Here is a 24,072-nt window from a genome sequence, read left to right as displayed (position 1 = left end):
TCCGTCCCACGCTCCGGCGGGCGGAGGGTGCTGGGTGGGATGGCTGCGCTTGGTCTTCTTGCGACCGCTGCGACTGTCACCGCCTCGGATCCGGCCGGCGCCTATCAGGTGCCCACGGCCCCCTTTGCCCAAGGCAACTCCGCGACCGCGACGATGCCCGGCTCGGGCCTTGTCCAGACGATCACCGTCAGCGGCGAAACCGAGTTGCTGGACGCAACGACAGCGGGTGTCCGGGGCAGCACCGCGAAGACCTACGACCCGGCAATCGCCCGCACCACCCCCGCCCAGGACATCCTGGTCAACACCGGCAGTTGCGCCGCGATCGGCACCTGCGGCAATCGCGGCACGCTGACGATCACCTTCTCGCAACCGGTCCGCGACCCGATCCTGCACCTGGCCGGTCTCGGCGGTGCCGCCACCCAGACGGTGAACGGCCGGCCCAACGCCCAGTCCGAGCTGCATTCGGTCCTCCGACTCACGACCGCCGGTCTCAGCCTGACGAAGGTGGGCCAGGGCAACAACCTTGCCGTCGGCAGCGACAAGATCACCGCGCTCAACCCGGACGCGGGCCCCAACTGCATCAACACCGACACCGGTGACGGCCCCGACTCGGCCGCCACCGCTGCCTGCGGCTCGGTCAAGGTCAACGGCGTCGCCCGGTCGATCTCGTTCGACCTGACCGCCGTCTTCACCAAGAACGCGACGGTTCCCGCCTTCAACGCCAAGTCGTCCGGCGACGCGTTCTCGATCGTGGCGTCCGTCGGCGAGGACTTCGGCGACGCGCCCACGTCGTACGGCACGGCCTGGTCGGTGCTCAGCGATCTGCGACTGGGTGACGAGGTCACCGAGGACAACGCGACGGTTGCCAACGGCACCAACGGCCCGGTGACGCAGGACCGCGCGGACGACGCGGTCACCTTCAAGCCACTCGCGACCACGGCCAAGAGCTACTCGGCGACCGTCGCGCTGACCGGAGCGAGCAAATCTGGTCGCGTCTGCGGCTGGATCGACCTCGACAAGAGCGGCACCTTCCAGCCGGGGGAGCGGGTCTGCACCACGTTCGCCTCCGGCCAGAGTGCGGTGACGCTGAACTGGCAGGCCCTGCCGAAACTGACCGCCGGGACGACGTACGCGCGGCTGCGAGCCGGGTACACAACTGCCCAGGTGGAGAAGGCCACCGGCGCCGCGGACGGTGGTGAAGTCGAGGACCACCCGATCGTGATCGCCCCGCCGCCTCCGCCGATCGCGGTCGACGACACCGCGACCACCCCGTACAACACCGGGCTGACGACCGATGTGCTGGGCAACGACAAGCCCGGCGATCCGGCCAGTCCGCTGAGGCCGGGGTCGTTGTGCCTGCCATCGGGCGACCAGTGCGTGGTGATGGTCAACGTGGTGGCCGAGGGCAAGTACGTCGCGAAGTCCGACGGCAAGATCGACTTCGAGCCGGTGCCCGGGTTCGTCGGTCAGGGCAAACCGGTCAGCTACCGCGTCGCCGACACCAACGGCACGACCGCGACCGCGAAGCTGACGATCACCGTCGCACTGCCCGCCAAGCCGGTCGCCGTCGCCGACACGGCGATCACCCAGCAGAACGTGAGCATCGCGCTCACCCTGCTCGCCAACGACCGGGCGGCGCCTGGCGTCACCCTCGTGCCCGACTCCGTCGTGCTGCGAGATCCGGCCGACCCGGCCAAGAGCGGCGCGGCCTTCAAGAAGAAGGCGGTCGTCCCGGGCGAGGGAACGTATGTGGTGAAGCCCAACGGCACGGTCGACTTCATGCCGCTGCCGCAGTTCACCGGTGTCGCCACCTCACTGGGATACCGCGTCACCGACAGCACCCGCCAGGTCGCCGAGTCGACTCTCGCGATCACCGTCACGCCGGTCACCCCCAAGGCGTTGGGTGACTCGGTCACCACGCCGTTCGACACCAACGTCCTGATCCCGGTGCTGGACAACGACCTGCCCGGTACGCCGGAGGCGCCGCTGAACCCGCTGACCCTCAAGCTGGTCGATCCGGCCGGCGGCAAACTGGTCGACGAGGTGACGGTGGCGCGACAAGGCAAATATGTCGTTGCTGGCGGCAAGGTGAGCTTTCAGCCGGTGCACGGCTTCCAGGGCGTCACCACTCCGCTGACCTATCAGGTGCTCGACAAGAACGGCACTCCGGCGCGAGCCCAGCTGACCGTGGCGGTCGACGCGCCCGGGCCGCCGGTCGCCAACCCGGACCAGGCGACCCTGTTGCAAGGCGGCTCGCTGTTCGTCCCGGTGCTCGACAACGACAGGCCCGGACCGACGGGCTCGGCGATCGTGCCGGGCACACTTCGGTTGATCCTGCCGACCGCGGCCGGCGGCAAACCCTCGAGCAGTGTGGTCGTCGCCGGGCAAGGCAAGTACACGGTGAAGCCCGACGGCCGGGTGCTGTTCGAGTCGGTCCCGGCCTTCAGCGGCAAGGCGACCGCGCTCGGCTACCAAGTGGCCGATGGCAACGGTGCGATCGGCGCATCGACACTGACCCTCGAGATCACCAAGGTGCAGCCGGACGCGACGGACGACACCGCCAGGACGGCGTACGACCAGAATGTGACCGTGGAGGTGCTCGCCAACGACAGTGCGGGCAACCCCGCGGTGCCGCTGGTGCCGAGCAGCGTGAAGTTGATCGACCCGATGACGCACCAGCCGAGGACGACGGTCACGGTGGACGGCGAGGCCACCTTCGCGGTGGTGGCGGACGGCGAGGTGCAGGTCGATCCGCTGCCGACGTACACCGGGGTCGCGACGCCGCTGACCTACACCGTCTCGGACGTGAACGGCACGATCGCGACTGCCACCCTGACCGTCACGATCGCCAAACCGCCGCCGCCGAGCGCGAAGCCCGACACCGCGACGACCAAGCAGGACGAGCCACTCACTCTCGATCCGCTGATCAACGACGAGTCCGGGCCGAGCACCGGGCTGGACCCGCTGAGCGTCGTCCTGATCGATCCGGCGGACGGTTCGCTGAAGAAGATCGTCACGATCGCCGGCCAGGGCACCTACCACGTGAACCCGGACGGCTCGGTCAGCTTCGACCCGCTGCCGGCCTTCACCGGGTCGGCGACCAAGCTGACCTATCGCGTCTCGGACTGGTTCGACCAGGACACCCGCTCGACCATCACGATCACCGTCACACCGATCGTGCCCAAGGCCGAGGACGACACCGCCACCTCGCCGTACGGCGTGACGGCGACGGTCAAGGTGCTCGCCAACGACAAGCCCGGCGATCTGAGCGCACCACTCGTCGTCGACAGCCTGCTGCTCAAGGACCCGGCCGACGGGCTGTTCAAGACCGCAGTCACCATCAAGGACGAAGGCGTCTACACCGCGCGGGCCGGTGCCGTGGTGTTCACGCCGGTGACCGGTTTCAGCGGGCCGGGGACCGCGCTGACCTATCAGGTTGCCGACGACAACGGGACGACAACGACGGCAACGGTGTGGATCACCGTCGGGCTGCCGCCGGTCGCGCAGGCCGACAACGCCTCGACGCTGCAGAACGTCACCGTTACCGTGAACGTGCTGGCCAACGACAGCCCTGGCACCGGCGCGAAGCTCGACCCCGCGTCGGTGGTCGTGGCGGCCCAGGGCGTACCGCGGCGCGCGGCTTTCGGGAAGACCGTGACGATCGCCGGGCAAGGCACTTACACCGTGCAGAAGAGCGGCGCGATCGAGTTCGACCCGGTGCCTGCCTTCCACGGCCGCGGGCAGGCGATCCAGTACAAGGTGACCGACTCGCAGCACAGCGCCGCCTCGTCGACGCTCGGCATCGAGGTGACCGGGGTGCAGCCGTTCACCGTCGACGACTCGGCGATCACCCCGTTCAACCAGCCGATCACGCTGAACGTGCTGACCAACGACAAACCCGGCGATCCGAGCGCCCCGCTCGTCCCGGCGAGTCTGCTGCTGCAGGATCCGGCGCATCCGGCGAAGTACCAGAAGACGGTCACCCAGCCAGGCGAAGGCACCTACACGGCCAAGCCGGACGGCTCGGTCACGTTCGTGCCCGTGAAGGACTTCCAGGGCATGACCACCCCCGCGCTGTACCGGATCAGCGACACCAACGGGACGCCGGCCGACGGCCTGGTCTTCCTCACGGTCGGCAAGGGACCGCAGGCCAAACCCGACACCAGTACGACGAAGCAGAACGTCAACACATCGGTGGATCCACTCGGCAACGATCAGCCCGGCACGCAGGCGGAGCTGGAGAAGACGTCGGTCCAGGTCTACGACGGCAAGAGTTGGGCGAAGACCGCGACCATCGCGGGGCAGGGCACCTACAAGGTCGATGGTGTGACCGGCAAGGTCACCTTCGACCCGGTGCCGGCGTTCAGCGGGCCGACCTCGATCGCGTACCAGGTGACGGACACGGCCAGGAACACGGCGACGTCCACCGTCACGGTGATGGTGGACCCGATCGTGCCGGACGCCGGGAACGACACAGCATCAACCGCCTTCGACACCCCCATCACCGTGGCGGTGCTGACCAACGACAAGCCCGGTGACGCGACGGCACCGCTGGTACCGGCCAGTGTCCGGCTGGTCGACTTCGCGACCGGCGACCCGGTGATGAGTCTGCGGGTCGACGGTCAAGGCACCTACACCGTCCAGCCCGACGGCGGGATCCGGCTGCTGCCGTGGGGCGGCTGGACAGGTCCGACGACGCCGGTGACCTACCAAGTCGGCGACGCCAACGGAAGCACCGGTACTGCGACCCTCGTGGTGACCGTCGGCACGAAACCGGTGGCGCTTCCCGATCTGGCCGAGACCAAGCAGCACGTCGCGGTCACCTTCGATCCGCTCGCCAACGACAAGCCCGGCTCCGGCGCGAAACTCGACCCGGACACGCTGCTCCTGGTGGATGCCGCAGGCAACTTGGTCGACCGGGTGGCGGTTGGGGCCCAAGGCCACTATGCGATTGCCCGAGGCAAGATCACCTTCACGCCGGTGACAGGTTTCGTGGGCAGCACGCGGCCGGCGGCGTACGAGGTAAAGGACAGTAACCGGAACGCGGCCCGCTCGACCGTCTCGGTGACCGTGCTGCCGGTCCGTCCCGTGGCGGTGGACGACAGCGCGAGTACGCAGTACGGGAGGGCCGTGACCGTGGCGGTGCTCGGCAACGACAAACCCGGCGACCCGTCCGCGCCGCTGGTCCCGACGTCGGTCGTGCTGCGCGACCCGGCGGACGGGACCGACAAGACCACGGTGACCATCCCGGCCGAGGGCAGCTTTACGGCCCGGCCGGACGGCACCGTGGAGTACGCCCCGGTGAAGGGCTTCATCGGTACCACCAGGTCGCTCACCTACCGGGTGACCGATGCGAACGGGACGTCGGACACGGCTCGCCTGGAGATCACCGTCGGTGCTCCCAGCGGGGCGAAGGCCATCCTCGACCGTGGTACTGGCAGCCTGGGCAACCCGGTGGTCATCAACCCACTCCTGAACGATGCCGCGACCCGGGGCGCGGCCTGGGACCCGGGCAGCCTCTGCCTGGTCACCGGGCCGGCCACCTGTGGGAAGCGGGTGGTCGTACCGGCCGTCGGTGTCTGGACGGCCGGTACCGACGGGACGATCAGGCTCGTTCCGGAGCGGGGCTTCACCGGTACGGCGAAACAGCCGTACCGGGTCGCTGACACGAACGGCGTGACAGTAGATTCGCAGGTGAAGGTGGCCATCGGGGCCCAGCCGGTGTCCAGGGCCAGCGTCGGCAGGGCCGCACTACCAGATACCGGAGGACCACCGGCCATGCTTCTCACCCTCGCCGGACTACTGGTTGCGCTGGGCATCACGCTGTTGCGGATCGCCCGCCGAGGCCGCCCGTAGGGGTCTAGAGGTCTGTCACCAGCATCAGCTCGTCGCGGTAGTCGTCAGCCGCAACCCGTACTGCGCGGGGATGGCGGCCGACCACCCGGTAGCCGAGCTTGCCGTAGAACTCGTCCAGGCTGTTCCCGTCGCGGACGGTGAGCTGCAACTGCTCCAGCCCGAGCTCGACCGCGGACTGGCGCAGTCCGTTCATCAGCAACCGGCCGGCGCCGCCGCCCTGGTACTTCGGATGCACCATCACGCGCAGCACGGTGCGCCAGTGAACGTTCAGCGCGCTGTCCCGATCGACCAGTAGCCCCATGCCGACGTACCGCTCGCCGTTGTGCAGTACGCCGAGCAGGTCCTTGCCTGCGGCAACCCGCTCGAGGGCGATATCGAGGGTCTCGGCAACCAGTTGCACCGGGGCAGGCGCGGTGAACCCGACACTGCCGCCGGCGTCCGTGGCGGCGACCCAGGTGTCCAGCAGATCGGCCCGCAACCCGGGATCCGAGACAGCGTCGGGCTCGATGACGACGTACTCCACTGCGACCTCCCAGATGCGACTGATTTGCAGATAGCAGTGTACGGCCGTTAACTCCGGAGCCTTTCGGGTACGTCGATGATCTCCGCAGAAAGGAGTCGCGATGCCGACCGTTGCCCACCGGACCGTCGAGGTCGACGGAGTGGAGATCTTCTACCGCGAGGCGGGGCCGCCGGATGCTCCGGTGCTGTTGCTGCCGCACGGCTACCCGTCGTCGTCCTTCCAGTACCGCGGCCTGATGCCCGCGCTCGCGGACCAATGGCGCTTGATCGCCCCGGACTTCCCGGGCTTCGGTTACAGCGAAGCGCCGGCTGATTTCGACTACAGCTTCGGTGGCTACGCCAACCTGCTGGACAAGTTCGTGGCGAAGCTCGGCGTGCGGCGGTTCGTGCTCTATCTGTTCGACTACGGTTCGCAGGTCGGATTCCAGCTGGCGATGAAGGACCCGTCGAGGATCGCCGGGCTGGTGATCCAGAACGGCGACGCCTACGAGGAGACGCTCGGGCCGAAGTACGGGCCGCTGCGGGAGTACTGGGAGTCGCCGACTCCGGAGCGCCGGGCCGAGCTCGCGAAGGCGGTGAGCGCGGAGGGGTTGCGCGAGGAGGTTCTTGGCGAGGTTCCGCCGCAGACCGCTGAGAAGATCAGCCCGGATCTGTGGCAACTGTCCTGGCCGTTGATGGAGCCGAACCGCGACATCATGGTTGGGTTCTTCCTGGAGATCCTGTCGAGTGTGCGGCTGTATCCGCAGTACCAGGCTTATCTTCGCGAGCACCAGCCGCCGACGCTGATCGTGTGGGGTCCGCAGGACGGCTACATGCCGGCCGAATCGGCGCGGGCCTATCTGAAGGATCTCCCCAAGGCTGAGCTGCACCTGTTCGAGGACGGTGGGCACTGGTTGCTGGAGAGCCACCTGGACGAGGTGGTCGCGCTGATGCGGCCGTTCCTCAGTCGGGTGGCTTGAGCGGGGCGGCTGGCAGAATCTGCGCGGTGGCTACTCAGGTGATCGTGCTCAACGGCGGATCGAGTTCTGGCAAGACGGGGATCGCGCGCTGTCTGAAGGCGGTGCTTCCGCAACCGTGGATCAGTCTCGGCGTGGACGACCTCGTCGATGCGCTGCCGCAGGGACTGCTGGACCAGGGCTCAGGGATCGCGTTCGGGGAGCATGGTGAGGTCGAGGTCGGCGCGGGCTTTCGCGAGATCGAGGCCGCGTGGATGGCCGGTGTCGCGGCGATGGCGCGGGCCGGGGCGCGGATCATCTTCGACGACGTCTTCCTGAGCGGCGCTGCTTCGCAGGAGCGGATGCGTGCGCAGTTGGCTGGGCTCGAGGTGCTGTGGGTGGGCGTGCGGTGTGCACCGGAGATCGCCGCCGGGCGGGAGATCGCCCGTGGCGACCGGGTCAACGGGATGGCGGCGTTGCAGGCAACAGCCGTGCACGAAGGCGTCGTCTACGACCTCGAGGTCGACACCGGCACCACCGAGTCCATCGACTGCGCCCACACCATCGCCGCCCACGTCACCTGACCTGCCTCTTGTCGAGGTCGGCCAGGCTCGGGATCGTGGTGAGTTTGTCGGGGTTGCGGACGACGTAGATCTGGTGGATCTGGCCGCTGTCGTCGAGTTGCATGAAGCCGACGCTGTCGACCTCGTCGCCGGCGTAGAAGACGACGGCGGGTTCGCCATTGAGCTCGGCCAGCCGGACCTCGAAGTTGTATGCCTCCTGGCCCGGGGCGACCAGGGCCAGCAACCAGCGGGCGACCTTGTCGGCGCCGTGCAACGGCCGGAGCGCGGCCTTCTTCTTGCCGCCACCGTCACTGACCAGCTCGACGTCCGGCGCCAGCAGCGAGACCACCTGGGTGAGGTCGCCCGACCACGCGGCCGTGAGGAACTGGCTGGTCACCTCGCTGTGCCGCGCCTTGTCGACGCTGTGCCTCGGCTGCCGGGCGTGCACGTGCTCGCGGGCGCGGTGAGCCAGCTGCCGCACGGCGGCCTCCGACCGTCCGAGAGTCGTCGCGATCTCCGCGAACGGCAGGTCGAACACCTCCCGCAGTACGAAAGCAGCGCGTTCCAGCGGCGACAGAGTCTCCAGTACGACGAGCATCGCCATCGACACCGAGTCGGCCAGCTCGGCTACGGCAGCCGGGTCGTCCTCCGTCCGGGTGGACAGGATCGGCTCGGGCAGCCACGGTCCGACGTACTGCTCGCGTCTGGCCTTCTGCTGCCGCAACCGGTTGAGCGCGAGCCGCGTGGTGATCCGGACCAGGTACGCCCGGACGTCGCGGACCTCCTCGCGATCAGCGGCCGACCACCGCAACCACGCCTCCTGGACGACGTCCTCCGCGTCGACCACACTGCCCACCACCCGGTACGCCGCCCCGACCAGTACCGCGCGGTGCTCGGCGAACTCGGCAGCCAGCTCATCCTCAGACGTCACGCCGGCCCCAACTCGCAGTACTCCTTGAAGCCCTGGCTGGTGAGTCCCAGGGCCGCGTTGGTGCGGGAGCGCAGGTTCTCCAGGGAGATCTGGGCGGTCAGTTCGACCAGTGCCGCGTCGGACAGGTCGCGCTTGAGCCGCTCGACCTGCTCGTCGGTCACCTCGGGCGGTGTCGCGGTCATCGCCTCGGCGTACCCCATCACGGCGCGCTCCAGTTCGGTGTAGACGTTGCTGTCCCGCCACGTTGGCACGTCGCGCAGTTTGGCGGTGTCGATTCCTGCGTGGTGATACTCCCAGTAGCCGAAGTCCATGCACCAGCTGCACCCGATCTGCGCGCTGGTCGCCATCGTCGCGAGTGCCTTCAGCGTCGGGTCCAGTGCGTTCCACCGGGCCGCCGACAACTCCTGCAGCATCGACGAGGTCAGCACCCGCCGATTATGCAACCCGACCTTGCCCGGGTCCGGCACCTGCCCGTACTTGCGCTTGCAGAACCACTCCACCGCCCGGACAAATCCAGTCCGCCGATGCTCCAAACCGATCCGCGCCATCGCGTGCCTCCTTCGTGTCACCCCTCCGGACACGCGCCGCCCCCGCCTTTGTGACGTGACGCCGATCACCCTGACCGCAGGCACCTCATCGCTGCGTGATTGCCAGCCCGGTGATGACCAGTGCGGACAGGACGAGGGTGGTGAAGAAGGCGGCGCTACCGGCGGCGAGCGAGGTCATCCGACGACGGGTGAAGGCCGTCGTCAGCAGCAGGCCGATGATCAACTGCCCGACCAGCACGAAGAGACCGAACATCATCCCGAGGAGGATCAGCGTGCCCCGCGGGCTGAAGCACAGGCCGCCGCAGTTCCGCGGAGCCGTGTCGGACGCCACCAGAATCAGCGCCGCGTAGGCGGCCAGTTCGGCGCCGATCCAGGCGAGAAACACCAGGAAGCTGCGGGACGACCGTCGGGCTTCGGCGGACCCGAGGTCCTGCGGGCTGGTCGTCCGGTAGCTGCTCATACCGCGATTCTGGTGGCCTGACCGGCTCGGCGCCTGAGTGGTTCTACCGAGATTCAGGGTTGGATATTCATGCGTTGTCTGACATACTCATTCACATGAGTTTGACGGTCGCGGTGGCTGGTGCCAGTGGGTATGCCGGGGGAGAGCTGCTTCGGCTGCTCTCTGTGCATCCGGAAGTCGAGATCGGAGCACTCACGGCGGGCGGCAGCGCCGGTACGACGCTGGGCGTCCACCATCCACACCTCTTGCCTCTGGCCGGGCGCACATTGCTCGAGACCTCCGCGGAGACGCTGGCGGGTCACGACGTGGTGTTCCTGGCCCTGCCGCACGGGCAGTCCGCCGGAATCGCCGAGCAACTCGGCGAGGACGTCACCGTGATCGACTGCGGCGCGGACTTCCGGCTGGCCGAGGCAGAGGCGTGGGTGGAGTTCTACGGCGGCAAGCACGCCGGCCAGTGGCCCTACGGCCTGCCCGAGCTGCCCGGTCAACGGGAGAAGCTCCGCGGCACCAACCGGGTCGCAGTACCGGGGTGTTATCCGACTGTGTCGACCCTTGCCCTGCTCCCCGCAGTACAGGCTGGTCTTGTCGACCCGGGCCAGCTGGTGGTGGTCGCGGTGAGCGGGACCTCGGGAGCGGGCAAGGGGCCCAAGACGCATCTGATGGGTGCCGAGGTGATGGGCTCGGCAACGGCGTACGGGGTCGGTGGCGTGCATCGGCACACCCCGGAGATTGAGCAGAACCTCTCCGCGGTGACCGACCTGGGTGTCTCGGTGTCGTTCACGCCGGTGCTGGCGCCGATGGCGCGCGGCATCCTCGCGACGTGCAGTGCATCCGTGACTGAAGGCACCTCGGCTGACCAGCTGCGGGAGGCCTACGCAGCGGCGTACCAGGATGAGCCGTTCGTGCACCTGCTGCCGGAAGGGCAGTGGCCGCAGACGCAGGCGACGCTCGGCGCCAACACCGTCCAGCTGCAGGTCACGCTGGACCAGCGGATCGGCCGCGCTGTGATCGTGGCCGCGATGGACAACCTCACCAAAGGCACTGCCGGCGCCGCCGTGCAGTGCATGAACCTGGCCGCCGGTCTCGACGAGACGCTGGCCCTTCCCCTGGTTGGAGTAGCACCGTGACCGTAGCTGTCACCCCGCACCCCCAAGTCGATCGGAGCGCCGGAGTCACCGCGCCGGCCGGCTTCCGTGCGGCCGGGGTGATCGCCGGGATCAAACCGGCCGGCAAACCGGACCTCACCGTGGTCGTCAACGACGGCCCGTACGACCTCGCCGCGGGGGTCTTCACCACGAACAAGGTGAAGGCCGCGCCCGTGCTCTGGTCGCAGCAGGTGCTGACCACCGGCAAGCTGAAGGCGGTGGTCCTCAACTCGGGCGGCGCCAACGCGTGCACCGGTCCCGAAGGCTTTCAGGACACTCACAAGACCGCGGAAGAGCTGGCCGCGATCCTCGGCATCGGCGCGATCGAGGTCGGGGTCTGCTCGACCGGTCTGATCGGTGAGCGGCTGCCGATGGACAAACTGCTGCCGGGCCTCAAGGCCGCGGTCGATGCTCTCGGCAACGCCGCTGAGCACGGCCTGGCGGCGGCGACCGCGGTGATGACGACGGACAACGTGCCGAAGCAGGCTGTTTTCAAGCATCCCGACGGCTGGAGCATCGGCGGCTTCGCGAAGGGCTCCGGCATGTGCGCGCCGAACATGGCGACCATGCTCTCCGTCATCACCACCGACGCGATCGTCGACCAGCCTCACCTCGACCACGTACTACGGAACGCGGTCGGCAAGACCTTTAACCGGCTGGACGTGGATGGCGGTACGTCGACCAACGACACCGTGTTGCTGCTCAGCTCGGGCGCATCGGGAGTCGCAGTACCGGTTGATGAGTTCGAGGCGGCGCTGACCGCGCTGGCCGCGGATCTGGTCAAGCAACTGCAGGCGGATGCCGAAGGCGTCACCAAGCACGTCAGCATCACCGTCAAGAACGCGGCCACCGAGGCCGAGGCAGTCGCCGCCGCGAAGGTCGTTGCCGAGGACAACCTCTGCAAGACCGCCTTCTTCGCCTCCGACCCGAACTGGGGCCGGATCGCGATGGCGGTCGGCAACGCGCCGACCGCGTTCGACCCTTCGCTGCTCGACATCACCCTCAACGGCGCCGCCATCTGCGTGGCCGGCGGCAAGGGCGTCGACCGCTCCGAAGCCGACCTGAGCGGTCTGGAGATCGACGTGGTCATCGACCTGCACGCCGGCAGCGCTTCTGCGACGGTATTGACCACGGACTTGTCGCACGCGTACGTAGAAGAGAACTCGGCCTACTCCTCATGACCATGACGACGCAAGCAAGTGCGGTCGAGAAGGCCGCGGTGCTCACCGAGGCGTTGCCTTGGTTGAAGGAGTTTCACGGCAAGACGATCGTGGTCAAGTACGGCGGCAACGCGATGGTGGACGACGAGCTGAAACAGGCCTTCGCCTCCGACATCGTATTCCTGCGGCACTGCGGCGTACGGGTCGTGGTCGTGCACGGTGGCGGGCCGCAGATCAGCGACATGTTGCAGCGGCTCGGGATCGACAGCGAGTTCCGCGGCGGTCTGCGGGTGACGACACCCGAGGCGATGGACGTGGTCGGCATGGTCCTGGTGGGCAAGGTCGGTCGCGAACTCGTCGGGCTGCTGAACGCGCACGGTCCGTTCGCCGTCGGCATGTCCGGTGAGGACGCCGGGCTGTTCACCGCGGAACGCCGCGGCGCGATGATCGACGGCGAGTCGGTCGACATCGGCCTGGTCGGTGACGTCGTGGACGTGCGGCCGGAAGCCGTCATCGACCTGATCGACGCCGGCCGGATCCCGGTCGTGTCGACGATCGCCCCGGACGAGGACGGCCAGGCGCACAACGTGAACGCCGACACCGCGGCGTCCGCGCTGGCGGTCGCGCTCGGCGCGGAGAAGCTGGTCGTGCTGACGGATGTCGCCGGGCTGTACCGCAACTGGCCGGACAGCGAGGAGATCATCACCCAGATCGACGCCGCCGAATTGGCCGAGCTGCTGCCGTCGCTCGCATCCGGAATGGTGCCGAAGATGGAGGCCTGCCTGCGAGCAGTCCAGTCCGGCGTCTCCCGGGCGACAGTCATCGACGGCCGGGTGCCGCACTCGCTGTTGCTCGAGATCTTCACCGACGCAGGAAGCGGAACCCAGGTGATCCCGTCATGACCGAATTGCTTACCGTCGACGGCACTCAGAGCGCGCTCGTGGAGCGCTACTCGCAGTCGTTGATGAACACCTTCGGGGCCCCCAAGCGGGTGTTGGTTCGGGGTGAGGGCGCTTACCTGTGGGATGCCGACGGGAAGAAGTACCTCGACCTGCTCGGTGGGCTCGCGGTGAACTGTCTCGGGCACGCGCATCCGTTCGTGGTCTCGGCCGTCACCAGCCAGCTCGCCACGATGGGGCACGTCTCGAACTTCTTCGCCTCCGCGCCGCAGATCGCGCTGGCCGAGAAGCTGCTGTCCCTCTTTGATGCTCCTGGCAAGGTCTTCTTCACGAACTCGGGGACCGAGGCCAACGAGGCCGCGTTCAAGATCACCCGCAAGACCGGCCGGACCAAGATCGTCTCCACCGTCGGCGCCTTCCACGGCCGCTCGATGGGCGCGCTCGCAATCACCTGGAAACCGGCGTACCGGGAGCAGTTCGCGCCGCTACCCGGTGATGTCACCTTCGTCCCGTACGGCGACGCGGCCGCGCTGGCCGCCGCGGTCGACGACGAGACGGCGGCTGTGGTGCTCGAACCGATCCAGGGCGAGAACGGCGTCGTCGTACCGCCCGACGGCTACCTTCAGGCGGCTCGGCAGATCACGTCGGAGCATGGCGCGTTGCTGTGGATCGACGAGATCCAGACTGGCGTTGGGCGGACGGGAGACTGGTTCGCCTTCCAGGCCGAGGGGATCCAGCCTGACCTGGTGACTGTTGCGAAGGGGCTCGGCGCGGGCATCCCGATCGGCGCCTGCCTCGGCTTCGGCCCGGCGGCCGACCTGCTGCAGCCGGGCAACCACGGTACGACGTTCGGCGGCAACCCGGTCGCCGCGATCGCGGGTCTTGCCGTGCTGACGGTGATCGAGCGGGACGGCCTGCTCGCGAATGTGGATGCCATCGGCAACCACCTCGCCTCGGCGGTCGAAGCGCTCGGCCACCCGCTGATCTCGGGCGTTCGGGGTCGCGGTCTGCTGCTCGCGATCCAGCTCACCCAGCCGGTGTCGGACCAGGTCGCCGCGCTGGCGCTGGAAGCCGGCTTCATCGTCAACAACCCGCTTCCCGACGCGTTGCGACTGGCGCCGCCGTACATCCTGAGCAAAGCTGACGCCGACAGCTTCGTCGCCGCGCTCCCCGCGCTGCTAGACCAGGTGGAGGCCAAATGACAAGGCACTTCCTGCGCGACGACGACCTGAGCCCGGTCGAACAGGACGAGGTGCTGACGCTGGCTCAGCAGTTGACCACCGATCGGTACGGGCACAAGCCGTTGAGTGGCCCGCAGACGGTCGCGGTGCTTTTCGACAAGGCTTCGACGCGGACGCGGATCTCGTTCGCCGTCGGGATCGCCGAGCTCGGCGGCGTACCGCTGATCATCGACGCGCAGAGCTCGCAGCTCGGCCGCGGCGAACCGATCGCCGACACCGCCCGGGTGCTCGACCGCCAGGTCGGCGCGATCGTGTGGCGGACGTCGGGCCAGACCCGGATCGAGGAGATGGCCGCCGCCTCCCGCGTACCGGTGATCAACGCTCTGACCGACGAGTTCCACCCGTGCCAGATCCTCGCGGACCTGCTCACCGTCCGGCAGCACAAGGGCCGCACGGCTGGGCTCAAGCTCGTCTACCTGGGCGACGGCGCCAACAACATGGCGAACTCGTACCTGCTCGGTGGCGTGACAGCCGGCATGCACGTGGTCATCGCGTCGCCGGCGGAGTACCAGCCTGATGCCGCAGTACTGGCCAAGGCCGTGGAGATTGCTGCGGAGACGGGTGGTTCGGCGGCGTGGACCGCTGATCCGCTGGAGGCCGTCACGGGTGCCGATGTGCTGGCCACAGACACCTGGGTTTCGATGGGTCAGGAGGCCGAGGCCGCGCTGCGTGAGGCGCCTTTCGTACCCTATGCCGTGACCGAGCAGCTGGTGGCGAAGGCGAACGGCGACGCGATCGTGCTGCACTGCTTGCCGGCGTACCGGGGCAAGGAGATCGAGGCCGCCGTGATCGACGGTCCGCAGTCGGTCGTCTGGGACGAGGCCGAGAACCGGCTGCACGCGCAAAAGGCATTGCTGTCGTGGCTACTGGCGAGGAATTTCAGCTCATGAGCATTGCGGTACCGACCACCAAGACGGCGCGCCAGCAGCGCATCGTGGATCTGCTCGGGCGTCAGCCGGTCCGGTCCCAGACCGAGCTGGCCGACCTGCTCGCCGACGCCGGGCTCGTCGTCGGCCAGGCCACCTTGTCGCGTGACCTGGTGGAGATCGGCGCGGTCAAGGTCCGCGACTCGTCCGGCCAGCTGGTGTACGCCGTACCGGGTGAAGGCGGTGACCGTACGCCGCGAGCCGGTGAGGCGGCCGCCTTCGAGGCGCGACTCGGCCGGGTCGCGTCGGAGCTGCTCGTCTCGGCGGAGGGCAGCGCCAACCTGGTCATCCTGCGAACCCCGCCGGGTGCGGCCCAGTACTTCGCGTCGGCGATCGACCACGTGGGACTGGACGACGTACTCGGCACCATCGCCGGCGACGACACCGTCATGGTCGTCTCCCGAGACCCCTCCGGCGGCGAGGCCCTGGCCACCCGCTTCCTCAGCCTCGCCGCCCGCAGCGAGGCCAAGTAGTCGCGAACGCTCCAGCCCCTCGTGCGAAGTACTGGCGAGCGGTCCGCGGCGGGCGGCTCAGGAGGGGACGAGATGACATCGCTGGAGCCCGATGCGTTCGAGGGCCTGGTGGAGCTCCATAGTGCCGACCTGCACGCTTACCTGAGCCGCCGGTCGAGCACTGAGGTGGCTGATGACCTGTTGGCGGACGTGTGGGTTGCGGCTCTGCGTGCCAGGGACAGCTACGACCCTGCGTTGGGCAACGTACGAGGCTGGCTCTTTGGCATCGCACGGCACGTACTGCAGAGCTACTACCGTCGGCACAGGTTGTGGGCGGTGGTAGGGCGAGCGGCCCGCATCGACAGGCCCACGGACGAGACTGCCGCAGTCGACGCTCGCCTGGACGCAGCAGCGCTGGTCCCGGTACTACGAGACGCGCTGCGGGCGCTGCCGAAGGTGGAACGCGAACTGCTGCTCCTGGTGGCCTGGGAACAGCTGACCCCGTCGGAAGCCGGCCAAGCCCTCGGCATCCCGGCCGGGACGGCTCGCTCCCGGCTACACCGTGCCCGGCAACGAATGGACGAACGACTGGCGCTCTCGGCGCAAGTAGTGGACGAGACGACCGACCACAAGCTGGGAGCGGAATGATGACCGACGACCTGAAGACCTTGCCGGGATGGGACGAGCTCACGGCCGCCGGGCGGGTGGCACCACCCAGTCCGGAGGCGCTGGCGCGTTCGCGATCCGCAGTACGGGGTGCTCGACCGCGGCGGTGGCTGGTTCCGGTGCTGGCGGTGGTAGCTACGGCAGCGGTGATCGCGGCCGGGGCTGTCGTGCTGAGACCAGACCCCACTCCGCCAGTTGCCTCGGAGCCGGTCTACCTCCAGGGTGGCCCCGACGACGCCCTCTGCGCGGGCAGGTATTCACCGGAGCGACTCAAGCAGTTGCCGTTCGCCTTCGACGGAACGGTGATCGATGTCGAGGTTCGGCCGAGGGCCCCCGGTCCGGTGAAGCTTTCCCCCAAGTCGGCGCCTGTGCGGGTGACGTTCCAGGTCACCGAGTGGTTCAAGGGCGATGACGGGTCGCCGACCCAGGTGTCCATGGCGGTGCTCGGCGAGAAGCCGCGGCCTGGCGGCAACCCTTACGGCCTGCCCTTCAAGGTCGGTAGCCGGTTGCTGATCGCCGGGGACACGATGAGCGGCGGTTCGATCCAGCTGAGCCGGGCCTGGATGTGCGGTTTCAGCCGCTTCTACGACGATGCTTCGGCCCGCGAGTGGCGGGCGGCGTTCGGTAAATGAGAGCTGTTGAGAGGATATGGATGTGAGTACGGACAAAGGTGAGAGCGCGGCCCTGTGGGGTAGCCGGTTTGCGGGTGGGCCGGCTGATGCGCTGGCGGCGTTGAGCAAGTCGACGCATTTCGACTGGCGGCTGGCGCCGTACGACATCGCCGGGTCGAAGGCGCACGCGAAGGTGCTGCACCGCGCGGGGCTGCTGACCGACGACGACCTCACCACGATGCTCGCCGGGCTCGACGAGCTGCTGGCGGACGTGCTCTCCGGGTCGTTCGTGGCGGCTGAGGCCGACGAGGACGTGCACACCGCTCTCGAGCACGGACTCGTGCAGCGGCTCGGTGCCGAGCTGGGCGGCCGGCTGCGGGCCGGGCGGTCGCGGAACGACCAGATCGCCACGCTGTTCAAGAGCTTCCTGCGCGACCACGGCCGGATCATCAGCGCGCTCGTGCTCGACCAGGTGAACACCATCGCCGAGCAGGCCGAGAAGCATCTCGGTGTCTCGATGCCGGGCCGGACGCATCTGCAGCACGCGCAACCGGTGCTGTTGTCGCATCACCTGATGGCGCACGCCTGGCCGTTGATCCGCGATCTCGACCGGCTGGCCGAGTGGGACGCGCGAGTCGCGGCCGATTCGCCGTACGGATCGGGGGCGTTGGCCGGCTCGTCGCTCGGGCTGGATCCGCAGTTCGTGGCGGTCGAGCTGGGCTTCACGGACTCGTCGGCGAACTCGATCGACGGGACCGCCGCGCGGGACTTCGTGGCGGAGTTCGCCTTCATCACCGCGCAGATCGGCGTCGACCTGTCCCGGCAGGCCGAAGAGGTGATCATCTGGGCGACGAAGGAGTTCGGCTTCGTCCAGCTGGACGACGGGTACTCGACCGGGTCGAGCATCATGCCGCAGAAGAAGAACCCGGACATCGCCGAGCTCGCCCGCGGCAAGGCCGGCCGGCTGATCGGCAACCTGACCGGGCTGCTCGCGACGCTGAAGGCGCAGCCGCTGGCGTACAACCGGGACCTGCAGGAGGACAAGGAGCCGGTCTTCGACTCCGTGGACACCCTCGAGGTGCTGCTGCCCGCGTTCACCGGGATGATCCGGACGCTGGTCTTCAACACCGCGAGGCTGGAGGAGCTGGCGCCGCAGGGCTTCTCGCTGGCCACCGACGTCGCCGAGTGGCTGGTGCGCCAGAAGGTGCCGTTCCGGGTGGCGCACGAGGTGGCCGGTGCGTGTGTGCAAGAGTGCGAGAAGCGCGGCATCGAGCTGTGGGACCTGTCCGACGAGGACCTCGCGGCGATCTCACCGGCGCTGACGCCCGAGGTCCGGACGGTGCTGAGCGTGGAGGGTTCGATTGCCTCCCGCAACGGGCGCGGCGGGACCGCGGGCGAACGGGTCGCCGAGCAGCTCGCGGAACTCCGCACCCGGGCCGCCGCCCACTCGGCGCGGCTCGCCTAGACCCCTCACATCGCCAGGCGAACCACGTCAAACGGTTGGGCGGCGCCGCCGGTCAAGCCGTCAGAACGCTGCCTCGGCCGTCACCTTGTCGAACTTCTTCGTGTAGGTGCCGTCCGAGATGCAGTTCATCGCCTCGACCTGACCGGCAGCGAGCGCGCCGGTGTTGCACATGACGTTGGCCATCACCTCGTCACCGCGCAGGAACTTCACGTTGATGAACATCGTGGAGTCGGCGTCGTCGCTGATGTTCCGCGCCTTGCCGGTGATCGTCATGCCGTAGCCGGAGTCGCTGATCTTCCAGCCGGCCAGCACCTGGTGCTTGCCGAGCTGGAACGCCGCGCCGACCGTCACAACGCAGGGTGCCGACCGGTTCTCCTGGTCGGCGCAGGCCACCTTCGACACCGGCGGCGCGACGGAGCTCTTGGCCGGCGCGCTCGGTTTCGGCACGGTGGGGACGGCCTTGGAGGCGACCGGAGCCGGCGCGGTCGCCGGGTTGGTGGCCGGCGGGGTGGCGCCACGGTCGGTCTCGCCGCCGCCTGAGGCGATCCCGATCCCGATCAGCACCACGAACACCGATCCGATCACGAGCAGGATGGTGCGCGCGGTGTGCTTCTTCTTCTGCGGTGGCGGCTGCTGGGGATGGAACGGTGGCTGGGTCAGCTGCGGTGGTTGCGGTGGATGTGCCATGAAACGAGCCCCCGATGAGTTCTGGTGAACCGCTCGGACCGGCTGGTCCCAGCGCTCCCGATACTCATCGGTGCCCGGGAGAGGTGGGCAGGGTCGTTGGTCACCTTCGGGCAGGACGTTCGGTGCGGGGTGAGCCCTTGCGCTGACCTAGAGTTCCGCCTATGTCTGTACGCCGTACTTTGCTGGCCGGTCCGGTGCTGGAAGTGGCGCCCAAGTTGCTGGGGATGGTGTTGCGGCGGTCGACGCCGGAAGGCGTGGTTGCCGTCCGCCTCACCGAAGTCGAGGCGTACGACGGGCCGAATGATCCGGGGTCGCACGCCTACCGGGGCCAGACGCCGCGTAACGCGGTGATGTTCGGCCCGCCCGGGCATCTCTACGTCTACTTCACCTACGGCATGCACTTCTGCATGAACATCAGCGCCGGCCCACCCGGCCAACCCTCAGCCATCCTCCTCCGCGCCGGCGAAATCATCGAGGGCACAGACCTAGCCCGCGAGCGCCGTGGTGCGGGCGGAGTGGCGGAGCCGCGGGGTGCGGGCGGAGTGGCGGAGCCGCGGGGTGCGGGGGTGCTTCCGGGCGGCCCGCCTTCCCGCGCTCGGGCCAAGGTGCTGCCGGATCGGGATCTCGCTCGGGGGCCTGCCCGGATGTGTGTCGCGTTGGGGATCGGCCGGGAGGATGACGGCGTCGACCTGCTGGCTCCAGGGTCGGCGATTCAGCTGCTGCCGGGGACCAGGTACGACGGGGAAGTCGCGACGGGCCCGCGGGTGGGATTGCGGGAGGCCGCCGAGTGGGACTGGCGCTTCTGGATCCCCAACGACCCAACAGTTTCGCCATACCGGCCACACGTCCCAAAGAAGCGCCGCTAGCCCGCACGGGGAGTGCGGGCCGGCGGCACACCGCAGGACGGGCGAGCTGAGCGGGGCGTAGTACGGGGTGGCTGAGGGGGCGTAGGGCGGGCTAGCGGTTGGCTAGGTTTAGGACGTGGTCTAGTTGGGGGAGGCCGTGTTCGACCTCGGGGTCTGGGAAGAGGCCGATGTGGTGTGCACCGGCTGCTTCCAGCGCCTCGATGTGGGCCGCGGCGTCGTCGAGCGTGCCGATCGGACCGATCTCCTGCCACCAGTCCTGCGGCATCGACACCAGGCCCTCCACACCCTTGTCGGCGTGCAGCTTGACCAGGTCGTCGTAGAACGGCATCGGCCGCAGACCCGGGTGCTTGTGCTCGATCCGCTCAGCCAGCCACGGCGCCGTCCACTCGTACGCCGTCTTGCGGTCGCCCCGCACGCAGAACGCACTGAAGACAGCCACGACGAACCCCTCCGGCGAACCGGCCTGCTCGATCGACGCCCGTACATAAGACGGACTGGCCGGCTCCGCAAGCACGACGCCACCCCCAACCCGCCCAGCGAGCGCCATCGACTTCGGCCCCTGAACACCGAGCAGGATCGGCGGCGGCTCGACCGGCGGCGCATCCAGCTGCACCTCGTCCAGTACGACGTAGTCGCCCTTCATCGTCACCTTCTCGCCGGCCAGCAGGCGGGTGACGGCAGTGGTCACCTCCTCGAGCGCAGTGAGCGGCGACTTCGGCCGGACACCCATCTGGCCCATCCACTCCTGGACACCGTGCCCGATGCCCGGCAGGAACCGGCCTGGTGCCAGCGCGTCGAGAGTGGCGAACTCCATCGCGGTCATGGCCGCAGTACGGGCGACCGCGGGTGCGATGCCGAGCCCGCAGGTGAGCCGCTCGGTGACGGCCAGCGCGGCCGACACCAGGGACGGGCCGGCGGTGTAGAAGCAGTCTTCGATCAGCCAGAGTTCGTCAGCGCCGCCGGTGTCGAGCCGGCGGGCCACGTCTGTCACCAGGGCGGCAGGGAAGGTCCGGGGGAAGCACATTCCGATAGCTGCGGAGGTCCGAGTCATATCGAGACTGTAAAGGTCGCCGGGGACAGTCCTCCCGGTGCGAGTACAGGCCCTGTAGGCGGGTAGGTTTCCGACATGGCCCGTCCGCACTACTCCTCCCGGCTGGAGGACTGGTTCAACGTCGGTGTCGGTGTCATCCTGCGTCGCCGCGGCTGGCGGGAACGGATCATCCCGCACGTCGGCTATGGCAACCGGGAGTTCACCCGGGTGCTGGCTCGCGTCGTACTGAGCCGGGACCCCCGCAACCAGCCGAGGCATGACGAAGACCAGGTGGTGCGTGGCTGGCGGGTGTTCGTTACCGCCCCTGCGACCGGGGTGAAGGTCGCCGTCACTGTGGCCGACGAGACCTTCGAGGCGACTACTGACCGCGGCGGCTTCGTGGACCTGACCGTGCCGGTGGCGCTGCCTCCTGGTTGGCACGAGATCAGCCTGGGCGTACACGGGGAGCGGCAAGCGCGCGGGAAGGTGTACGTGCCCGACCCGGACGCAGGCTTCGGTCTGGTCAGCGACATCGACGACACGGTGATGCTGACGATGCTGCCGCGACCTCTGATCGCCGCCTGGAACACCTTCGTCCGCGACGAGCAGGCCCGCAGAGTCGTACCGGGCATGGCAGAGATGTACGCCGAACTGCTGGCCGACCACCCGGGTGCGCCGATCTTCTACCTGTCGACCGGCGCCTGGAACACGGCGCCCACGCTGACCAGGTTCCTGGCTCGGCACGGTTACCCGGCCGGACCGATGCTGATGACGGACTGGGGGCCGACCAACACGGGCTGGTTCCGCAGTGGACGCGAGCACAAAAGCACTGCGCTGCGCCGGCTGGCAGTGGAGTTCCCGCAGGTCAAGTGGGTGCTGGTAGGCGACGACGGCCAGCACGACCCGCAGCTGTACGGCGACTTCGCCCAGACGCACCCTGACCACGTGCGAGCGATCGCTATTCGCCAGCTGACTCCTGCTGAGCAGGTGCTGTCACACGGTTTGCCAGTGCCGAACCCGGATCCTGGTGCCCACGATCCGCATCGCCCCACGGCCGCAACCGTGCACGGGCCGGACGGACATGCGCTGGTGGCGCAACTGCGCGCAGTACTGTCCCGGCCTGAAGCAGGCTGACCCGGCGCCCGCGAGCCGGAGCTGGTACAGGACACTTGTCTGGATCTGACGTGACTCGAGGAGAGACCAAGTGACCGACAGCGGGACCGCAAGCCGCACCCAGGTGCTCGACGACCTGGAGAGCCGTGGCCTGATCGCGCACTCCACCGACCCGGACGCGCTCCGTGCGTCGATGGCCGCCGGACCGATCACCTCGTACGTCGGGTTCGACCCGACCGCCCCGAGTCTGCACATGGGCAACCTGTTGCAGCTGCTGACGCTGCGGCGGCTCCAGCTGGCCGGCCACAACCCGATCGGGTTGGTCGGCGGCGCCACCGGGTTGATCGGTGACCCCAAGGAGTCGGCCGAGCGGGTGCTGAACCCCAAGGACGTTGTCGAGCAGTGGGTGGAGAAGGTCCGCGGCCAGGTGGAGCGGTTCGTCGACTTCGACGCGTCGCTGCCGAACCCGGCGCGGATCGTCAACAACTACGACTGGACCAAGGACCTCAACACGCTCGACTTCCTCCGGGACATCGGCAAGCACTTCCCGGTGAACCGCATGCTCGGCAGGGAAGTGGTGAAGGCCCGCCTGGAGCAGGGGATCAGCTACACGGAGTTCAGCTACGTGCTGCTGCAGTCGCTGGACTACCTGGAGCTGTACCGGCGCCACGGGTGCACCCTGCAGACCGGTGGTAGCGACCAATGGGGGAACCTGACCGCCGGCGTCGAGCTGATCCGCCGGTCGGACGCAGGGAAGGCCCATGCGCTGGCGACGCCGCTGGTGACGAAGGCGGACGGGACCAAGTTCGGCAAGACCGAGTCGGGGACCGTCTGGCTGGACCGGGAGCTGACTTCGCCGTACGCGTTCTTCCAGTTCTGGTTCAACACCGATGACCGCGACGTGATGCAGCTGGTGCGGTTCTACACGTTCCGGACGGCTGAGGAGATCGCCGCGCTCGAGGAGGCGACCGCTGAGCGTCCGCACGCCCGGGAGGCGCAGCGGCTGCTGGCGGAGGACGTGACGACGCTGGTGCACGGCGCTGAGGAGACCGAGCAGGTGAAGCTCGCGGCCAAGGCCTTTTTCGGCCAGTCGGAGCTGAAAGCCTTGCAGGGAACGACTCTGGTCGCCGCACTGCGGGAGGCGCCGCACTACGAGCTCAAGCCGGACGAGCAGATGCCGACCATCACGGACCTGCTGGTGCTCTCGGAGCTGGTGGCGAGCAAGTCCGCTGCCCGTCGCACCATCGCCGAAGGTGGCGCCTACCTGAACAACGAGAAGGTGAGCGACCCGGAGTACGTCCCGAGCAGCGAGGACCTGCTGCCCGGGGGAGCACTGGTACTGCGGCGCGGGAAGCGTTCGTTCGCAGGGGTTCTCGTCACGCCGGCCGGTGGCTGAGCCATCCCACAGAGCCGTCGCCGGAGGCAAATCACAGCGGTGTGACTCTGGCCTCCGGCAATGGATTTGACGGTCACCTGCAGGCCACGTAATGTTCTTCTTGTTGGAGCGAGGCGCGGGACGCGAAAGCGGCCGGTCGCTCCGAACCCCCCGAAGCTAGCTGAGCCGCACCGTGTCGTCTGATCCGGGTCGGTAGCTCAGGCAAGGGGCGCGGATCAAGAAAATCCGGGGTTGACTCGGTGGATCTGGTCCGGTAAAGTAACGCAGGTTGCCCCGGAGTCCTGGCCGAAAGGTTGCGGACGCGGTGTGCGCCCGATTCTTGAGAACTCAACAGCGTGCCGAAAGTCAATGCCGAAATTTAGCATTAACCCCGTATACGGGATCGGATGTTTCATTCGATGTCGTATCGGATTCCTTTGTAATTTTTCTGGATTCAAGTCAGTTTGATTTGTTTCTGATTGCAATGGATCGTTTTTCGTTTCATGTCTGTTATCCACCTTCGGGTGGTTGACATATTGAATTCAACGGAGAGTTTGATCCTGGCTCAGGACGAACGCTGGCGGCGTGCTTAACACATGCAAGTCGAGCGGTAAGGCCCCT

Annotated in this window: 21 protein-coding genes and 1 rRNA gene; 16 read left to right on the top strand and 6 right to left on the bottom strand. The window is 68.1% G+C overall.

Annotated elements, in window-relative coordinates:
* Window positions 1–39: 39 nt before the first annotated feature.
* The gene (locus tag AB0F51_RS39520; protein WP_360288989.1) at window positions 40–5,856 is read left to right on the top strand and encodes an Ig-like domain-containing protein; all 5,817 of its coding nucleotides are present in this window, start codon (window positions 40–42) and stop codon (window positions 5,854–5,856) included.
* Between the two features lie 4 nt (window positions 5,857–5,860).
* Here the strand turns inward: AB0F51_RS39520 and AB0F51_RS39515 are convergent, their stop codons facing one another.
* Complete coding sequence (locus AB0F51_RS39515) at window positions 5,861–6,379, bottom strand: GNAT family N-acetyltransferase (protein ID WP_360288987.1); 519 nt, start codon at window positions 6,377–6,379, stop codon at window positions 5,861–5,863.
* A 100-nt stretch (window positions 6,380–6,479) separates the two neighbouring features.
* Between AB0F51_RS39515 and AB0F51_RS39510 the strand changes: the two genes are divergently transcribed.
* Both AB0F51_RS39510 and cpt read left to right on the top strand, forming a co-directional pair.
* Complete coding sequence (locus AB0F51_RS39510) at window positions 6,480–7,337, top strand: alpha/beta hydrolase (RefSeq protein ID WP_360288985.1); 858 nt, start codon at window positions 6,480–6,482, stop codon at window positions 7,335–7,337.
* A 26-nt stretch (window positions 7,338–7,363) separates the two neighbouring features.
* On the top strand, window positions 7,364–7,897 hold the full coding sequence (gene cpt / locus AB0F51_RS39505; protein WP_360288983.1) for a chloramphenicol phosphotransferase CPT: 534 nt from the start codon (window positions 7,364–7,366) through the stop codon (window positions 7,895–7,897).
* On the opposite strand, the gene sigJ is transcribed toward cpt, so the two are convergent.
* The 3 genes from sigJ to AB0F51_RS39490 all read right to left on the bottom strand — a co-directional run bounded on the left by sigJ (window position 7,890) and on the right by AB0F51_RS39490 (window position 9,815).
* Window positions 7,890–8,807 carry an RNA polymerase sigma factor SigJ gene (sigJ, locus tag AB0F51_RS39500; RefSeq protein ID WP_360288981.1) on the bottom strand — a complete coding sequence of 306 codons (918 nt, stop codon included), beginning with the start codon at window positions 8,805–8,807 and terminating at the stop codon, window positions 7,890–7,892. The two genes, cpt and sigJ, sit on opposite strands and share 8 nt — an antisense overlap.
* On the bottom strand, window positions 8,804–9,355 hold the full coding sequence (locus AB0F51_RS39495; protein WP_360288979.1) for a carboxymuconolactone decarboxylase family protein: 552 nt from the start codon (window positions 9,353–9,355) through the stop codon (window positions 8,804–8,806). The genes sigJ and AB0F51_RS39495 overlap by 4 nt, the downstream gene beginning before the upstream one ends.
* Window positions 9,356–9,440: 85 nt before the next feature.
* Window positions 9,441–9,815: a hypothetical protein gene (locus AB0F51_RS39490; protein WP_360288977.1), complete on the bottom strand. Its 375-nt coding sequence runs from the start codon at window positions 9,813–9,815 to the stop codon at window positions 9,441–9,443.
* A 95-nt stretch (window positions 9,816–9,910) separates the two neighbouring features.
* Between AB0F51_RS39490 and argC the strand changes: the two genes are divergently transcribed.
* The 9 genes from argC (at window position 9,911) to argH (ending at window position 18,380) form a co-directional block, all read left to right on the top strand.
* Window positions 9,911–10,942 carry an N-acetyl-gamma-glutamyl-phosphate reductase gene (gene argC, locus AB0F51_RS39485; protein ID WP_360288975.1) on the top strand — a complete coding sequence of 344 codons (1,032 nt, stop codon included), beginning with the start codon at window positions 9,911–9,913 and terminating at the stop codon, window positions 10,940–10,942.
* On the top strand, window positions 10,939–12,141 hold the full coding sequence (gene argJ, locus AB0F51_RS39480; RefSeq protein ID WP_360288973.1) for a bifunctional glutamate N-acetyltransferase/amino-acid acetyltransferase ArgJ: 1,203 nt from the start codon (window positions 10,939–10,941) through the stop codon (window positions 12,139–12,141). Before argC ends, argJ begins: the two co-directional genes overlap by 4 nt.
* A 2-nt stretch (window positions 12,142–12,143) precedes the next feature.
* Window positions 12,144–13,022, top strand: coding sequence for an acetylglutamate kinase (argB, locus tag AB0F51_RS39475; protein ID WP_360289005.1), 879 nt, complete (start codon window positions 12,144–12,146; stop codon window positions 13,020–13,022).
* Window positions 13,019–14,221, top strand: a complete 1,203-nt coding sequence (locus AB0F51_RS39470) for an acetylornithine transaminase (RefSeq protein ID WP_360288971.1) — start codon at window positions 13,019–13,021, stop codon at window positions 14,219–14,221. Before argB ends, AB0F51_RS39470 begins: the two co-directional genes overlap by 4 nt.
* Entirely contained in the window at window positions 14,218–15,150 is a 933-nt protein-coding gene (argF, locus tag AB0F51_RS39465; protein WP_360288969.1) for an ornithine carbamoyltransferase, read from the top strand. Before AB0F51_RS39470 ends, argF begins: the two co-directional genes overlap by 4 nt.
* Window positions 15,147–15,659, top strand: coding sequence for an arginine repressor (locus tag AB0F51_RS39460; protein WP_360288967.1), 513 nt, complete (start codon window positions 15,147–15,149; stop codon window positions 15,657–15,659). Before argF ends, AB0F51_RS39460 begins: the two co-directional genes overlap by 4 nt.
* 72 nt (window positions 15,660–15,731) lie before the next feature.
* Window positions 15,732–16,286 (top strand): sigma-70 family RNA polymerase sigma factor, encoded by a 555-nt coding sequence (locus AB0F51_RS39455; protein ID WP_360288965.1) that lies wholly within the window; start codon window positions 15,732–15,734, stop codon window positions 16,284–16,286.
* Window positions 16,286–16,936: a hypothetical protein gene (locus AB0F51_RS39450; protein ID WP_360288963.1), complete on the top strand. Its 651-nt coding sequence runs from the start codon at window positions 16,286–16,288 to the stop codon at window positions 16,934–16,936. The genes AB0F51_RS39455 and AB0F51_RS39450 overlap by 1 nt, the downstream gene beginning before the upstream one ends.
* Window positions 16,937–16,958: 22 nt before the next feature.
* Window positions 16,959–18,380, top strand: coding sequence for an argininosuccinate lyase (gene argH / locus AB0F51_RS39445; RefSeq protein ID WP_360288961.1), 1,422 nt, complete (start codon window positions 16,959–16,961; stop codon window positions 18,378–18,380).
* Window positions 18,381–18,440: 60 nt separating this feature from the next.
* Here argH and AB0F51_RS39440 read toward each other — a convergent pair whose 3' ends face one another.
* Window positions 18,441–19,067, bottom strand: a complete 627-nt coding sequence (locus tag AB0F51_RS39440; RefSeq protein WP_360288959.1) for a hypothetical protein — start codon at window positions 19,065–19,067, stop codon at window positions 18,441–18,443.
* A gap of 161 nt (window positions 19,068–19,228) precedes the next feature.
* Here AB0F51_RS39440 and AB0F51_RS39435 point away from each other — a divergent pair, with 161 nt between their 5' ends.
* Window positions 19,229–19,933 (top strand): DNA-3-methyladenine glycosylase, encoded by a 705-nt coding sequence (locus AB0F51_RS39435; RefSeq protein WP_360288957.1) that lies wholly within the window; start codon window positions 19,229–19,231, stop codon window positions 19,931–19,933.
* A 91-nt stretch (window positions 19,934–20,024) separates the two neighbouring features.
* Here the strand turns inward: AB0F51_RS39435 and AB0F51_RS39430 are convergent, their stop codons facing one another.
* The gene (locus tag AB0F51_RS39430) at window positions 20,025–20,984 is read right to left on the bottom strand and encodes an LLM class flavin-dependent oxidoreductase (RefSeq protein ID WP_360288955.1); all 960 of its coding nucleotides are present in this window, start codon (window positions 20,982–20,984) and stop codon (window positions 20,025–20,027) included.
* A 75-nt stretch (window positions 20,985–21,059) separates the two neighbouring features.
* Here AB0F51_RS39430 and AB0F51_RS39425 point away from each other — a divergent pair, with 75 nt between their 5' ends.
* The 3 genes from AB0F51_RS39425 to AB0F51_RS39415 all read left to right on the top strand — a co-directional run.
* Complete coding sequence (locus tag AB0F51_RS39425; RefSeq protein ID WP_360288953.1) at window positions 21,060–22,097, top strand: phosphatase domain-containing protein; 1,038 nt, start codon at window positions 21,060–21,062, stop codon at window positions 22,095–22,097.
* A gap of 70 nt (window positions 22,098–22,167) precedes the next feature.
* The gene (tyrS, locus tag AB0F51_RS39420) at window positions 22,168–23,472 is read left to right on the top strand and encodes a tyrosine--tRNA ligase (RefSeq protein ID WP_360288951.1); all 1,305 of its coding nucleotides are present in this window, start codon (window positions 22,168–22,170) and stop codon (window positions 23,470–23,472) included.
* A 521-nt stretch (window positions 23,473–23,993) separates the two neighbouring features.
* Window positions 23,994–24,072, top strand: a 16S ribosomal RNA gene (locus AB0F51_RS39415); the annotation flags it as partial.

The organism is Kribbella sp. NPDC023855 (genome assembly GCF_040639475.1).
Taxonomy (GTDB): Bacteria; Actinomycetota; Actinomycetes; order Propionibacteriales; family Kribbellaceae; genus Kribbella.
The sequence above is the reverse complement of the archived record's forward strand: the minus strand, read 5'-3'. Positions and strand labels throughout refer to the sequence as shown.

Coding starts and splice junctions, on each gene's coding strand:
- AB0F51_RS39520 (WP_360288989.1), top strand. CDS start 40: ATGGCTGCGCTTGGTCTTCTTGCGACCGCTGCGACTGTCACCGCCTCG.
- AB0F51_RS39510 (WP_360288985.1), top strand. CDS start 6,480: ATGCCGACCGTTGCCCACCGGACCGTCGAGGTCGACGGAGTGGAGATC.
- AB0F51_RS39495 (WP_360288979.1), bottom strand. CDS start 9,355: ATGGCGCGGATCGGTTTGGAGCATCGGCGGACTGGATTTGTCCGGGCG.
- AB0F51_RS39490 (WP_360288977.1), bottom strand. CDS start 9,815: ATGAGCAGCTACCGGACGACCAGCCCGCAGGACCTCGGGTCCGCCGAA.
- argC (WP_360288975.1), top strand. CDS start 9,911: ATGAGTTTGACGGTCGCGGTGGCTGGTGCCAGTGGGTATGCCGGGGGA.
- argB (WP_360289005.1), top strand. CDS start 12,144: ATGACGACGCAAGCAAGTGCGGTCGAGAAGGCCGCGGTGCTCACCGAG.
- AB0F51_RS39470 (WP_360288971.1), top strand. CDS start 13,019: ATGACCGAATTGCTTACCGTCGACGGCACTCAGAGCGCGCTCGTGGAG.
- argF (WP_360288969.1), top strand. CDS start 14,218: ATGACAAGGCACTTCCTGCGCGACGACGACCTGAGCCCGGTCGAACAG.
- AB0F51_RS39460 (WP_360288967.1), top strand. CDS start 15,147: ATGAGCATTGCGGTACCGACCACCAAGACGGCGCGCCAGCAGCGCATC.
- AB0F51_RS39455 (WP_360288965.1), top strand. CDS start 15,732: ATGACATCGCTGGAGCCCGATGCGTTCGAGGGCCTGGTGGAGCTCCAT.
- AB0F51_RS39450 (WP_360288963.1), top strand. CDS start 16,286: ATGACCGACGACCTGAAGACCTTGCCGGGATGGGACGAGCTCACGGCC.
- AB0F51_RS39440 (WP_360288959.1), bottom strand. CDS start 19,067: ATGGCACATCCACCGCAACCACCGCAGCTGACCCAGCCACCGTTCCAT.
- AB0F51_RS39435 (WP_360288957.1), top strand. CDS start 19,229: ATGTCTGTACGCCGTACTTTGCTGGCCGGTCCGGTGCTGGAAGTGGCG.
- AB0F51_RS39430 (WP_360288955.1), bottom strand. CDS start 20,984: ATGACTCGGACCTCCGCAGCTATCGGAATGTGCTTCCCCCGGACCTTC.
- AB0F51_RS39425 (WP_360288953.1), top strand. CDS start 21,060: ATGGCCCGTCCGCACTACTCCTCCCGGCTGGAGGACTGGTTCAACGTC.